Source organism: Subdoligranulum variabile (genome assembly GCF_025152575.1).
Lineage (GTDB): Bacteria > Bacillota > Clostridia > Oscillospirales > Ruminococcaceae > Gemmiger > Gemmiger variabilis.
Map to the genome: position 1 here is coordinate 2,941,734 of NZ_CP102293.1, position 12,671 is coordinate 2,954,404.

At 54.4% G+C, this 12,671-nt stretch carries 17 protein-coding genes and 1 tRNA gene; 8 read left to right on the forward strand and 10 right to left on the reverse strand.

Translation table 11 applies throughout. From position 1 onward, the window contains the following. From ymfI to NQ490_RS13880, 3 genes are read right to left on the reverse strand one after another with little or no spacing between them, the layout of a single operon-like run. Nucleotides 1-741: an elongation factor P 5-aminopentanone reductase gene (gene ymfI, locus NQ490_RS13870; RefSeq protein ID WP_007046556.1), complete on the reverse strand. Its 741-nt coding sequence runs from the start codon at nucleotides 739-741 to the stop codon at nucleotides 1-3. A 1-nt stretch (nucleotide 742) separates the two neighbouring features. Next, the gene (locus NQ490_RS13875; RefSeq protein ID WP_007046555.1) at nucleotides 743-1,204 is read right to left on the reverse strand and encodes a nucleoside deaminase; all 462 of its coding nucleotides are present in this window, start codon (nucleotides 1,202-1,204) and stop codon (nucleotides 743-745) included. Between the two features lie 10 nt (nucleotides 1,205-1,214). Further along, complete coding sequence (locus tag NQ490_RS13880; protein ID WP_007046554.1) at nucleotides 1,215-2,126, reverse strand: CPBP family intramembrane glutamic endopeptidase; 912 nt, start codon at nucleotides 2,124-2,126, stop codon at nucleotides 1,215-1,217. Nucleotides 2,127-2,376: 250 nt separating this feature from the next. Between NQ490_RS13880 and NQ490_RS13885 the strand changes: the two genes are divergently transcribed. From NQ490_RS13885 to NQ490_RS13910, 6 genes are all read left to right on the forward strand, one after another. Then, complete coding sequence (locus NQ490_RS13885; protein WP_007046553.1) at nucleotides 2,377-3,258, forward strand: LysR family transcriptional regulator; 882 nt, start codon at nucleotides 2,377-2,379, stop codon at nucleotides 3,256-3,258. A gap of 90 nt (nucleotides 3,259-3,348) precedes the next feature. After that, the gene (locus tag NQ490_RS13890) at nucleotides 3,349-4,212 is read left to right on the forward strand and encodes a PHP domain-containing protein (protein ID WP_007046552.1); all 864 of its coding nucleotides are present in this window, start codon (nucleotides 3,349-3,351) and stop codon (nucleotides 4,210-4,212) included. Between the two features lie 24 nt (nucleotides 4,213-4,236). Continuing rightward, nucleotides 4,237-4,491: a TIGR03905 family TSCPD domain-containing protein gene (locus NQ490_RS13895; RefSeq protein ID WP_007046551.1), complete on the forward strand. Its 255-nt coding sequence runs from the start codon at nucleotides 4,237-4,239 to the stop codon at nucleotides 4,489-4,491. Between the two features lie 18 nt (nucleotides 4,492-4,509). After that, nucleotides 4,510-6,288 carry an HAD-IIIC family phosphatase gene (locus NQ490_RS13900; protein WP_007046550.1) on the forward strand — a complete coding sequence of 593 codons (1,779 nt, stop codon included), beginning with the start codon at nucleotides 4,510-4,512 and terminating at the stop codon, nucleotides 6,286-6,288. A 15-nt stretch (nucleotides 6,289-6,303) separates the two neighbouring features. Next, nucleotides 6,304-7,407: a hypothetical protein gene (locus NQ490_RS13905; RefSeq protein ID WP_007046549.1), complete on the forward strand. Its 1,104-nt coding sequence runs from the start codon at nucleotides 6,304-6,306 to the stop codon at nucleotides 7,405-7,407. 13 nt (nucleotides 7,408-7,420) lie between these two features. Beyond that, nucleotides 7,421-8,824, forward strand: coding sequence for an MBOAT family O-acyltransferase (locus NQ490_RS13910; RefSeq protein WP_007046548.1), 1,404 nt, complete (start codon nucleotides 7,421-7,423; stop codon nucleotides 8,822-8,824). 57 nt (nucleotides 8,825-8,881) lie between these two features. Here the strand turns inward: NQ490_RS13910 and NQ490_RS13915 are convergent, their stop codons facing one another. After that, nucleotides 8,882-9,214: a hypothetical protein gene (locus NQ490_RS13915; protein ID WP_007046547.1), complete on the reverse strand. Its 333-nt coding sequence runs from the start codon at nucleotides 9,212-9,214 to the stop codon at nucleotides 8,882-8,884. Nucleotides 9,215-9,346: 132 nt separating this feature from the next. Between NQ490_RS13915 and NQ490_RS13920 the strand changes: the two genes are divergently transcribed. After that, nucleotides 9,347-9,422: transfer RNA gene (locus tag NQ490_RS13920), tRNA-Gly, on the forward strand. Between the two features lie 216 nt (nucleotides 9,423-9,638). On the opposite strand, the gene NQ490_RS13925 is transcribed toward NQ490_RS13920, so the two are convergent. Genes NQ490_RS13925 through NQ490_RS13940 form a run of 4 tightly spaced genes read right to left on the reverse strand, consistent with a single transcriptional unit; the run spans nucleotide 9,639 to nucleotide 11,594 of the window. Continuing rightward, entirely contained in the window at nucleotides 9,639-10,124 is a 486-nt protein-coding gene (locus NQ490_RS13925; protein ID WP_007046546.1) for a phage holin family protein, read from the reverse strand. A gap of 26 nt (nucleotides 10,125-10,150) precedes the next feature. Then, on the reverse strand, nucleotides 10,151-10,993 hold the full coding sequence (locus NQ490_RS13930) for a M23 family metallopeptidase (protein WP_007046545.1): 843 nt from the start codon (nucleotides 10,991-10,993) through the stop codon (nucleotides 10,151-10,153). 12 nt (nucleotides 10,994-11,005) lie between these two features. Further along, a complete protein-coding gene (locus NQ490_RS13935) occupies nucleotides 11,006-11,413 on the reverse strand; it encodes a putative ABC transporter permease (RefSeq protein ID WP_007046544.1) in 408 nt (135 codons plus the stop codon). After that, nucleotides 11,403-11,594 (reverse strand): hypothetical protein, encoded by a 192-nt coding sequence (locus NQ490_RS13940; protein WP_147644662.1) that lies wholly within the window; start codon nucleotides 11,592-11,594, stop codon nucleotides 11,403-11,405. Before NQ490_RS13940 ends, NQ490_RS13935 begins: the two co-directional genes overlap by 11 nt. A 270-nt stretch (nucleotides 11,595-11,864) precedes the next feature. Between NQ490_RS13940 and NQ490_RS13945 the strand changes: the two genes are divergently transcribed. Beyond that, nucleotides 11,865-12,005, forward strand: coding sequence for a hypothetical protein (locus NQ490_RS13945; protein WP_187118506.1), 141 nt, complete (start codon nucleotides 11,865-11,867; stop codon nucleotides 12,003-12,005). Between the two features lie 41 nt (nucleotides 12,006-12,046). On the opposite strand, the gene NQ490_RS15460 is transcribed toward NQ490_RS13945, so the two are convergent. Both NQ490_RS15460 and NQ490_RS13950 read right to left on the reverse strand, forming a co-directional pair. Next, nucleotides 12,047-12,295, reverse strand: a complete 249-nt coding sequence (locus tag NQ490_RS15460; protein ID WP_084759109.1) for a helix-turn-helix transcriptional regulator — start codon at nucleotides 12,293-12,295, stop codon at nucleotides 12,047-12,049. Further along, nucleotides 12,292-12,504: a helix-turn-helix domain-containing protein gene (locus NQ490_RS13950; RefSeq protein WP_007046542.1), complete on the reverse strand. Its 213-nt coding sequence runs from the start codon at nucleotides 12,502-12,504 to the stop codon at nucleotides 12,292-12,294. The genes NQ490_RS15460 and NQ490_RS13950 overlap by 4 nt, the downstream gene beginning before the upstream one ends. Nucleotides 12,505-12,671 lie beyond the last annotated feature (167 nt).

Below are 12,671 nucleotides of genomic sequence, written 5' to 3' on the forward strand. Positions count from 1 at the left end.
TTAGATGACCAGCCCGCCGTTCTGGCCAATCACCTGCCCAGTGATGTAACCGGAGGCCTCGTCGGCCAGAAAAACCAGCGTTCGGGCGATTTCTTCGGGAGTGCCAAGGCGACCGACCGGGGTGTCTTCGGCCAGCACGGCCCGATCTTCCGCAGAAAATCCAGCCATCATATCGGTATCGATGACCCCCGGAGCCACCACGTTGACCGTGATGCCGCTGGGGCCTTCCTCCTTGGCCAGGGCCTTGCCAAGGCCGATCAGCCCGGCCTTGGCGGCGCTGTAAGCTACTTCGCAGCTGCCGCCGGTCTGTCCCCACATGCTGCTGACCAGCAGGATGCGGCCGTATTTCCGGTGAATCATGCCGGGCAGAGCAGCCCGACATGCATAGAAAGCACCGTCCAGGTCGACTGACATGATACGGCGCCAGTCCTCGTCGGTGGTATCGGTAAAAAGTTTCTGCTGGGCAATACCGGCGTTGCAAACCAGTGCCTGCAATCCGCCCAGCTCTTGCTCGGCACGCCGCACGGCGGTGGAAACCTGGCCGGCGTCGGCTGCATCTGCCTGCAAGGCCAGAATGAGCCGGTCCGGAGCAATCTTCTGCGCCCGGGCCAGAACCTGTTCGGCGGCACTGCCATGGTGGTGCCAGGTGAAGGCAACGTTATATCCGGCACTGGCAAAGGCCAGAACAGCTGCGGCGCCGATGCCGCGGCTGCCGCCTGTGATCAAAACACTTTGTTTCATTTTATTTCTTCTTCCGCTTCTCACGCAGCATCACAAAAAAATCCTGCAACAGAGCCTGCGCATCCTCCTGCAGAAGCCCCTGTTCGATCACAGGGTGGTGATTGAAAGGCAGGGCGAACAGATCGGTCAGGCCACCGCAGCAGCCGGCCTTCGGGTCCCGGGCGCCATAGACCACCCGGCGCAGTCGGCTGTTGATGATTGCGCCACTGCACATGGGGCAAGGTTCCAAAGTTACAAAAAGCTCGCATTGCCACAACCGCCAGCCGCCCAATGCCTTGCACGCGGCGTCGATGGCCAGCAACTCCGCATGGTAGGTGGCATTTTTGCCCCTTTCCCGAAGATTGTGTGCTCTGGCAACGATTTCCCCGTCCTTGGCAATCACTGCCCCCACGGGGACTTCTCCCAGGGCGGCGGCGATGCGCGCTTCCTCCAAAGCAACTTGCATCAGTTGTTCGTCGGTCATGATCCACTCCTCAATGACTCAGAAATACGGTATACAGAAGCAGGAAGACTGCTGTTACCGTGTAGGCAGGACTGCTGAATACCTCCAGGACATCCACGCCGGGGCGAAGTCCGGCCGCAAAGCGGAATCCCTGCTGTCGGGCGTGATAGACCAGCCATAAGCTGAACAGAGGAAAGAACAACAGCACAAAGAGCTCCACGCCGAAAGAAACACTAGCGGGTGCGTAAAACCGAAGATACAGACTCAAAAATGCCAGACAGTTGTTGGTGAAGTGCAGCAGGATACCGGGCAGAATGCTGCCGGAGCGTTCTGCCAGCCAGCCCAGAAAGATTCCGCAGACCAGTGCAGTCAGTCCCTGGATGGGATCAAGATGCAGCAGCGCGAAGAGAAGCGCCGGTCCAAAGATTGCCACTGCACTGCCGCAGGGGCGAAGCAGCCCCTGCAAAGCGCCCCGGAAAAAAAGTTCTTCCACGACGGCCGGCATGACGCACAGAACAAGAAATTGGACAATAAGCTCCATGCCGCCGCTTGGCAGGATATTGTTGGAAACCTCGATGCCCAGCAGATGGGTCAGCAGGGCACCGGCCAGGTTGGCGGCGTTGGCGAGCCCCAGAAAAACCGGCAGACAGAAAGCCGGACTCCAGGGAGCTGGCAAGGTTATGCGCAGATCCCGGGATTCCAGACGTGTAAGACGGAGCATGCACCACAGGGGAATGGCGATAGCACCGATACCGATGAACAGTTGCAGCAAACCAATGGAGATGTCGGAGAATCCAATCGGTTTACTCACACTGGCACCCGGTTGAAAAAGGCCCAGCAGGGCACTGATCCCGGCGTACAACAGTGAACGAACCAGCAAATAGAACAGCGCGGCAATCGCACACCAGCTGGCGGCCCCGCGCACTCCCCGTGATTTAGCCATTCCCTCATCCCTTACACAAACACTTATTTTGTACTATCATAACACACTGCCGTATTCCACGCAATAAAAAAAGACCCAACCGGTGTGCGGGCCGGTAAGGTCGTGGAGGGAGAGAGGAGCCAATGAAAGTCCTGCAATGTGCGTTGCAGGCATTGACTTTCTTTTACTATCATAGTACAGTATAGACGTGAAGTAAAGTACAATTTTTTCATATGCAAGATGAAAATGATTCACGAAAGGGGGCTCGTCCATGACATTGACAGACTGTCAGATCCTGATGATGGTGGCCCAGCTGGGAACCTTTGCGGCAGCGGCGGAGCAGATGCACCTGACGCCGTCAGCCATCAGCCATGCGGTCTCCGGCATGGAGGCGGAATGTGGATTTCCGCTGTTTACCCGTACCAAAAGTGGCGTGACGATGACAGCGGCGGGGGAGAGTCTGTTCCCCTCCATTCGTCAGATGCTCAACAGCAGTGAGCTGTTGGACCAGTCCATCGCGCAGATCAACGGCATGCACAAAGGCGTGCTGCGGGTGGGCGTGTTCAACTCGGCCTGTGTGACCTGGATCCCGCAGCTGGTGCCGCCGTTCCAGCAGGAATTTCCCGGTATTGATGTGCAGCTCTACCAAGGCTCCTACGCCGACATTGCAGGCTGGCTCAAAAACGGTGTGGTGGAATTAGGATTCCTTTCCAATTCCAGCGCCAAGGACCTGGATTTCGAGCCGCTGTATGAAGATCCCCTGGTCTGCATTGCACCGGCCTCCTATAAGCCCAAACGTCCGGGATGCGTCTGGGCGGAAGAACTCCAGGGACAGCCGTTTGTCAGCCAGCAGGCGGATCTGGATGCCGATATCCAGAGTTATTTCAAAAAGAATGATCTGCATGTGAACAGCCGATGCTATATTGTGGATGACCAGTCTATGATTGCGATGGTTTCCTGCGGACAGGGGCTTGCCATTATGCCGGAATTGATGTTCAAGCGTGGGACGGACCACGGTGGCTGTCAGGTGCTGCGGCTGGAACCCGCCGCGGGGCGCAGTATCGGGATTGCCTGCCTTTCGCGCCGGGGTCTGTCACCGGCAGCCAGCCGGTTTATCGAACATGCCCGGGAATATGCCGAAACGATGAAATGACCGCAATAAGGGGAAAGTCGGACAGGGGCTTTTCAAAGTCGGTCAATAAGAGTATAATAAGATGTTAAAGAGCCGAAAGGGGGAACTGCCATGCCAGGCGACCTGCATACCCATACCACCTTTTCCGACGGGTCTACCCCTGCCGAAAAGTTACCGTTCCTTGCAAAGTGTGCGGGCATGACGCATCTTGCCATATCGGACCACGATTCAATGCGAGGAATCCGCTATGCCTACGCCCACCCGACGCAGGAAGGCGTGCACCTGATCCCCGCGATCGAGATGACGGCCTATGACTATGAGCGTGCCCATCGGGTTCATCTTTTATGCTACTGGCCGGATGACTGTGCTCCGCTGGCGGAGTTCTGTGATATGATGGCAGAGCGCCGCCGTGTGGCGGTGCTCCAGAGCTGCCGGGAACTGGAGGAAATTTGCCCGCAGTTCCGTACTGAAGAGGCTCTGGAGCTGGCCCGGGACAGCGGTACACTGTTCAAGGCGCACGTGATGCGGGTGTTGTGGCAGTATGGTCTGGCAGACGGCATGTACAACGATGTTTATCGCTCTCTTTTCGGGCTCAAGCCGGTGCGCGGACGGATCTTGCATACCCCGCGGTATGAACCGGTCGACGATGTCCTGTCCCTGATCAAGACCTGCCGCGGTGTGGTAGTGCTGGCGCATCCCAGCGTCTATCACAGCATGGAGCTGGCAAGAGAACTGATTGCAGCCGGACGGCTGGACGGTGTGGAAATTGACCATCCCCGCAACACGCCGGAGGACAAGACGGAACTGCTGCAACTGGCAAAAGAAAACGACCTTCTGATCACCGGTGGTACGGATTATCATGGGCTCAATACGGTCACACCGCGTCCGGTGGGCGCTTTCTCTACCCGGGATGAGCAGATCACCCGGCTGGAAACGCTGGCCAAGGCCCGCAAAATGTCCAATAAAAAAGCATAATAACACAAAGGAGCATCACGAATTATGACGTATGTATACAACAACAAGGGCACCTGCTCTGTTCGCACCGAAGTGGAACTCAACGCTGACCATACCATTGCTGCGGTCCGCGTGCTGGGCGGCTGCAACGGCAATCTGAAGGGAATCTCCAGCCTGCTCACCGGTATGAAGGCGGAGGATGCCATCGCCCGTATGGAGGGAACCACCTGCGGCAATAAGCCCACCAGCTGCCCGGACCAGATCGCGCAGGCCCTCAAGGGGGCCCTGGCCCAACTGTAATCTGCAAAGGAGCCCTGTATGGATTGCTTCCATTATCCGCTGGATACCGAAACGCTGCTGCGCAAAAAGCGCCGTCTGCGCCGCGAACTGTTGACGCAGAATCCGCACCCGCTGCATAAAAAGATTGCAATTCTCGGCGGGTCCACCACCAACGAGGTGGCGGATCAGCTGGGGCTTTTTTTGCTGCAATATGGCATTGAGGCGGAATTCTATCAGAGTGAATATGCCCAGTACTGGCAGGACGCCATGTTCGGTACGCCGGAACTGGATGCCTTTGCGCCGGATGTAATCTACATCCATACCAACTGGCGCAATCTGACGGCGCTGCCCACCACGGCGGACACTGCAGAGCAGATCGATGCTATGCTGGAAAACCAGTATGTGCATTTTGAAACCATGTGGCAGGCACTGGAACAAAAGTTTTCCTGCCCCATTATCCAGAACAACTTTGATCGGCCCAATTACCGCCTGATGGGAAATCGAGATATCTGGGACGTGCATGGCCGGTCCAACTTCATCAGTCGTCTGAACCAGAAATTCTATACCTATGCGGCAGCCCATGAGCACTTTTACATCAATGATATCGATTATCTTTCGGCAGACTATGGCCTGACGGCCTGGGGAGATGCTTTCTACTGGCATATGTACAAATATGCCATGTGCCTTGATGCGATTCCATCTTTGGCAAACAGTGTGGCCAACATCATCAAATCCTTGTACGGTCGCAATAAGAAGGCTTTGGTACTGGATCTTGACAACACCCTCTGGGGAGGCGTAGTCGGTGATGACGGCGTGGATGGACTGGCCATTGGGCCCGAAGTGCCGGAAGGACAGGTCTATGCCGAGTTCCAGAGCTACTGCAAGGCGCTCAAAACCATTGGTGTCATTCTGGCCGTGGATTCCAAAAATGAAGAATCCAATGCGCTGGCAGGACTCAACCATCCGGATGGTGTGTTGCGCCCTGACGATTTTGTGGCCATCAAAGCGAACTGGGAGCCTAAGGATCAGAATTTGAAAGCCATTGCGTCGGAACTGAACCTGGGCGCAGACAGCTTTGTTTTTGCCGACGACAACCCGGCGGAGCGTGCCATCGTTGAAGCGCAGGTGCCGGGGGTAGCAGTGCCGGTTCTGGATGGCGCCGAAAACTACATCAAGATGCTGGATCACGGCGGCTATTTTGAGGTGACTACCCTTTCTCAGGAGGACCTCAAAAAGACGGAACTGTATCATCAGAACGCCCAGCGTGCGGCTGCACAGGCCGCTTTCGGAGACTATGGCGAATATCTGGACAGTCTGGAGATGACCGCCACGATCCGTGGGTTTGAACCTTTGTATATCCAGCGCATTGCCCAGCTGACCAACAAATCCAATCAGTTCAATCTCACGACATTGCGCTGCTCCGAAGATGACATCCGTGCCATGGCGGAGGACAAAAATCGGATTTGTCTGTGTGGGAAGCTGGTGGATAAATTCGGGGATAACGGGATTGTTACGGTGGTGTCTGGTGAGCAGCAGGGAACCGACCTACACCTGCGGCTGTGGTTGATGAGCTGCCGTGTACTCAAACGCGGCATGGAAGATGCCATGATGGACACTCTTGTGTCGGAAGCGGCGGCCCGCGGGGTGAAAACTGTGTATGGATATTACTATCCCACGGCCAAGAACGCAATGGTACGGCAATTCTATGGGAATTTTGGCTTTGCGGAAGTCAGTGAGGATGAGGCCGGCAATATCGTTTGGAAACTGGACGTGGCTTCATATCTGCCGCGCCATCCGCATATGAAGATTGAACGCTGACCGAAAGGAGCATGCATGAAGAAAACCGTCCTGCAAAAAGGAGCTCTTGCGGCAGCATTTGTGCTGCTTACGGTGATCCTGCTGGCGGCAGCCCGTTTTTTGCTGGTGGACGATGTGCATTCCTATTCTCGGGTGATGCTGCAGGAAATGTATGCGCAGGCCGGGGAGATTGATACGTTGTTTCTGGGGTCTTCCCATTGTTACCGCAGTGTAGATCCGGCGGTAGTGGACGAAACGCTGGGAACGCACAGTTTCAACGCCGGCTCCTCACAGCAGTTGCCGGATGGCTCTTACTACATGCTGCGGGAAGCGGCAGAAGAAAACCCGTTGAAGACGGTGTATCTCGAGATGTTCTACACGGGATATAATCAGAGTGCCTCCCGTGATGTCCCGATGGCGTGTTATCTGCTCACGGATTATATGCGGTGGAATTCGCCGAACCGTTACCGTTATCTCTGGGAGATGGGCGGAACCGCTGCCTTTGCCGATCTGCTGCTTCCGGCACGTCATGGCATTGCATCGCTTGGAAGTCTGCCGGATCTGTGGAAGGCCAAATTGACAGACGGCTATGAGCCAGGTAACTACACCTACGTGACATACCCGGAGGAGGGGGAACGTTACGCGGGCAATGGCTTTGTCTATACCGTAGGAGCGGGACGAGATGGTTACGCAACCCTTTTGGATGTGAATCCGCAATGTCCGCTTTCGGAGTTCGGGTGGAAGAATCTGACCCGCATTACAGCATTCTGTGAGGAAAACAATATCCGGTTGGTGCTCTTTGCGGCACCGCTGCCGAGTGCGTATGTATCCAATACAGCCGACTATCAGGCTTATGTGGATGCACTGCGGAAATTTGCGCAGGAACATCATACAGTTTATTGGGATTTCTCCTTGTACCGTAATCCCAAAGCGATGGATCTGGGAGGCGGAGACTTTTCGGACGCCCACCATCTGAATGGTGTGGGAGCGGAAAAATTCACGGCGGTGCTTTGCGAAGTGATTGCCCGTGATATGGCGGGGGAGGATGTTTCGTCCCTGTTCTGCGACACGGTGGACGAAAAACTCACCGAATACGCAGATAATACGATTTTTATGGCGGATGCCTACAGCAAATCATAAAGGAGGTCCTGCCATGCTGGCTGTTTCTTCGCCAGGTTTTGTCGTTTTTGCGGCATTGCTGGTGGGGCTCTGGTATGTGACAAAACCGCAGCACCGCTGGCAGTTGATGTTGGCTTCCAGTGCGGTGTTTTTTCTGTCTCTGGACTGGCAGGGCTTTCTGGTCCTGCTGCTCTGTGCACTGCTGGTCTGGCAGTGTGCGTTGCGGGCGCGTGGAAAAATGGGCTGGTTTGCAGTCGGCCTGTTGTGCGCTCTGGCGCCGTTGCTGCTTTTGAAATACTATGTAGCTGCGGCAGGGGGACTGCAGACACTTTTTTCTCTGCGATTGTGGCAGCCTGCAATCTTGCAACCGCTGGGTGTTGGTTATTTCACGCTGCAGCTTGTCAGCTACCTTGTGGATGTACGCCGCGGCATGCTGGTTCCGCAAAAAAGTTTCGCCCGGGTTCTTTGTTTCACATCTTTTTTTCTCTCCATTACCCAAGGCCCTTTTAATCGCTACGGGGAACTGATGCCGCAGCTGGAGGCTCCTGCCGGCTGGTCGGGCGACCGTATCTGGAGAGGGGCAGTGCGGTGCTTCTGGGGCTATTTCAAAAAAGTTGTAGTAGCGGACCGTGCTGCCGTGGTTGTGAGTGCGGCGTTTGGAAACCCGGGCGCCTTCGACCGGACGCAGCTTTTACTGGCCACAATTTTGTATTCCCTTCAGCTCTATGCGGACTTCTCCGGTTATACCGATATAGTGCTGGGGGTAGGGCAGATGCTGAGCCTGTCCCTGCCTGAAAATTTCCGACAACCTTTCCTGTCTGCTACGGTCAAGGAATTGTGGTCCCGGTGGCATATGAGTCTTTCCCGATGGCTGAAAGATTACGTGTATATTCCGTTGGGCGGCAGCCGCTGCAGCCCGGCACGGCGGGATATGAATCTTGTGTTGACCTTCCTGGTCAGTGGGCTCTGGCATGGGGCAGGGGTTACCTATCTGGTGTGGGGATTCCTCCACGGTTTGTGCCAGGCGCTGGAAAACCATCTGCCTTGGCGCCGTGCCATCACCAAGGGGGGGGTGCGTCTGGTGGGGATCGTAGGGACGTTTGGAATCTTCGTCTTTACCTTTACAATTTTCCGTGCTACCAGTCTGACCAATGCTGTGCAATATTTTAACGGAATCCTGCACAACAGTGGTCATGATGCACTCAGCAACTATTGGGAACTGGGACTTACCACCCGACAGGAACAGATTTTTCTGTTTGCAGGTATAGCGATTCTCGTCATCGCCGATCTTCTGCAGGAATTCCATGTTCCTGTTCTGGAAAAGCTCCTGGCGGCACCGCGGCCAGTGCGCTGGGCAGTCTATGAGGCGGCCATCCTCGCTTTTTTGCTGATGGGATACTTCCTGGGTGGCGGCGGATTCCTGTATGCACGCTACTAAAAACAAAAAGCAGCACCATGCCTGGCAGGCATGGTGCTGCTTTTTGTTGTAATTGGATCAGCGATCAGGCTCGCAATCCAGAATGGAGGGGATATTTTCCCAGCGATCCGCCTCGCCGGTATACATTTCGTGAAACCAGGCCACTGCAGCATTCAATCCCTGCTGATTGCCATCAAATTCCTGACTCTGGATTTTCTCTTCAGCGGTGTGCTCGATGCTCCATGGGCCGGGCCAGATATAGGCGGTCAGAAACTCAATCTTCTTTTTCCCGCTTTCGTCGGCGGGGTCTGCCTTTTTACCGGGAACAATGACATAGCGCATGCCGCCCTCCGCTCCTGAATAGGAATTGCCGTTATGGAACCAGTGATAGATCGGAAAAGCGTCCAGCATAGATCGTAACTCCTTTTGCCGGTCATGGGCAAGATATTATTATCATTATATCGGATTCTGCGATCCTTGGCAAGAGAAGACCAAAAACGCCATTGACAAAACTACTCCTTTGCGGTACAATAATTGAGTCATGCGGGATTAGCTCATCCGGTAGAGTGACTGCTTCCCAAGCAGTAGGTGGCGAGTTCGAGACTCGTATCCCGCTCCACAAACGCCTTGAATTGTACGATGCTTCGTATATTCAAGGCGCTTTCTTTTTTCCCTGTGCAACATTTTTACCACCTAAAAATGAGGCTAAGGCCTCGTAAACCTGTACGTAAGCCTGTACAGAAAAACAGGTGGCGAAAGATTGAGTAGAATCAAAAACTCCATAACAAAAAATCCCCCAACCTGTAAGGATTGCTTACAAGCTGGGGGATTGCTGTTATTCTTCCGTGGTGTCGTCGGTGCCGTCCGGCAGGTCAAGCTGCTGCTCGGCCAGCTGCTTGCCGGCGGCCAGGAGCCTGGTGAGCCAGGCCGGGACAGGGGCGCCCATGTCGGTGGCGTTCTCGGCGATCGAGCCAAGCTCGGTGAAGATGTACCACACCAAGATCACCGGCAGGACCAGCACCGTGTAGTCGATGCCCAGAACAGGGAAGTGAGCCGCGGCCATGCCCAGGACGCAGTCGGCCACGGCTGCCACCAGTACCACCACAATCATACCGCCCTTATGCCAGATGCCGGCGCGGGCTACGGCGCTGGACCATTTGCCCTTAGCTGCTGCGGCCGCGCTGCCGCTGATCCAGTCCAGCACCATGCAGCCCACCCAGGCCAGAATCAGCCAACCCAGCCAGCCAAAGGCCGCGCTAAAGGCACCGGCCGCGGCAACGATGGTGGCTTTGATCCAGAGGAAAATGTTATCGCTTTGCATCCGCCAATCCTTTCCGGGCTATGCCCTTACCCCACAAAGCGGCTGTGATACCGCTCCAGCTTGTCCCAACCGTTTTTCTGGGCAAGCGCGAGTACCTTGATGGCATCGCCGCTGCTTACGGAGAAGACCGCAGCAAAATAGCTATCGCCCAGACGCAGCTGCTTGTAGTGCTCGCTATCGGTCAGTCCCAGAGTTTCGGCCAGGCTGTCCGCCTGGCGCATCTGCTCATCGGTCAGGGGAGCCAGGCTCACCAGCTGGATGGTGTTCAACTGACTGTTGGGCACTGCAGTGAGATCCTGTGCAGTCTTATCCGGCTCGGTTGCGGGTTTGGTACCATAGATGCCCACAGCGTTATCGGTGCCGCTGTAGGCCGTGGGGTCCAGGCCCTTGCCGGTGGCGGTGGCGCGGGCTTCCAGGTGGCAGTGATCGTATCCTCCGGCAGCGTTGCCGGTCTGGCCCATAATGGCAAGAATGTCACCGGTCTTGACCTTCTGTCCTACCTGGACGAGCAGTTCTTTGCAGTGGCAGAAATACAGGAAATTCACCTCGTCGGGGGTCTGGGCAGCGTCCATCTGCACACAGACATACCAGCCCCATTCCCAGGTTTTATCGCAGTGATCTGTTACGATTCGGGCGCGGGTAACGGTGCCCTGGATCGCTTTTCCCTTGTAGGAAGGCATACGGATGAACTTGTCGTCCAGGCCAACCAGGTCCAGACCTCCGTGCCAGGTGGCTCCACCGCCGCGGGTATAGCCGTAACAACCGTAACTGTATACAATCTGCGACCGGCCATTGTAAATGCCGGTCTGCATTGCGGTTGCAAGCCGGGCTGCCGACTGCAGCGCGACACTTTGTTCTTCTTTCGTCATTCTATAGTCCTTTCATAATGTGTAGTGCGGTTTCTCTTCTCCGAAAAAACGCCATCGGATGTAGTCATCCAGAAGGATGGCAACCAGTACCAGAACGGCCCACAGCAGTGTGTACTGAGGGCAAATCTGCCCCATGAGATTTCCGGACATATCGCTGTAGTCCCACACGTCCCAGCCCAGCCACAGATTTACAATGCAACCGGTGATGAATTCCAGTGCGGTGGCCAGCGCGGTCCCGGTTACGACCTGCAAAGCAAGGCTTGTCTGCCAGCTCCATACCTCGTTCATGGCGCCTATGACGATAAAAACCACGGCGGCCAGCACCAGCATCGTCCAGTGGCTGTACCCGCGCCAGATCACCTCAAGCGCGCAATACGTTGAACCACCAAACCACGCCAGAAACGCATATTTAGCCAGCATCGTCCATCACCTTCGTAAGGATTTTCTGTGTCTCGGCGTCCGCCTGCGAAATCAGTGAGTTATACCCGTCAAGATACACGCCGGTCAGATGGTCGCCGTATTGCACGGCATTGATTTCCGGCACGGTCTTAAGCGTACGGACATACTCCCTAAGCTGGTTGAAATAGGTGTTCTGCTCCAAGAGCAATCTGTACAATGTTGCGTAGATGACCGTAGGGACAGATCCATGGTCTGCACGGCGGGTCACCTCCTTATGTTTTGAAAAGTTTTCAAAATGTTCACATTTGTCCATTTTGATAAAATATGAAGCGTTTTTACATGATTTGTGCCTTTGTGAAGCTAAAACGCCTATTTACGATGCATTTGTCAGACTTTTCTGGGTCGAAACTGGTTTGACAAAATAGTAAAATATTGGTATAATTGCAACATTATTACAGAAAGGAGGTACTCTATGGCAAATACCAAGCAGACGAGTAAGACCGTCGCAAGCAAAGCGTCTTCGATTTTGAGAGGAAAACAGTACAGCGCAAAATCAAAGAGCGTAGCTGCAAGCGCCCTTGCTCAGACCAAGAGCAAAGGCAAGAAAAAATAAATAGCTCTTACCAGATGAGCGGCGATGTGCGACCATCCCGCTCATTCTTTTTTGTTATATTCTGTAAACAGGTAATCAAGGGAGTAATCCTTGAAGACTGTTTGAATTGCACGCATCTCTTTTAGGGAAAACTGGGTTTTTCCGTGCAATTTGTTTTGAATGGATGATTCCGTAATACCGAGGTATTTTGCGAGTCTTTTTTGAGAGAGTCCCTTTTTCTTGAGTTCAATCAGTAGATTTGGAAATATTGTGTTTACCTCCTTTGTCGTACCGAATATGGTACTGGCTATATGGTAGAATCATCCTGGGAAGAAAGTGCGCAGGAAATCCTTTCAAACGCTTGGTTGAATTCCTGCTCGGCTTTTTTTGGCGAATAGTGTCCATTGAGAACACCCGAAACGTATTTCGGATTTTTTCCCAACTCGGCAGCAAGCTGCTTGGCCGTTACCCCTGCATTGTGCATTTTCCCAACAAGTTCGCCGGTCCATTGTGCAGGCATACAAATCTAACCTCCTTTATAGCCTAAAACTTGACTTTGGTTAGATTTTGCGATAAGATAAAAGCGCCAACAAATATCAGCGCAAAATCTGTCCAAAGCCGCAGATCGCATGGGGACATTCTGTTTCTAACCATGGTCAACCTGTGTCTATATAATATCTGAATATG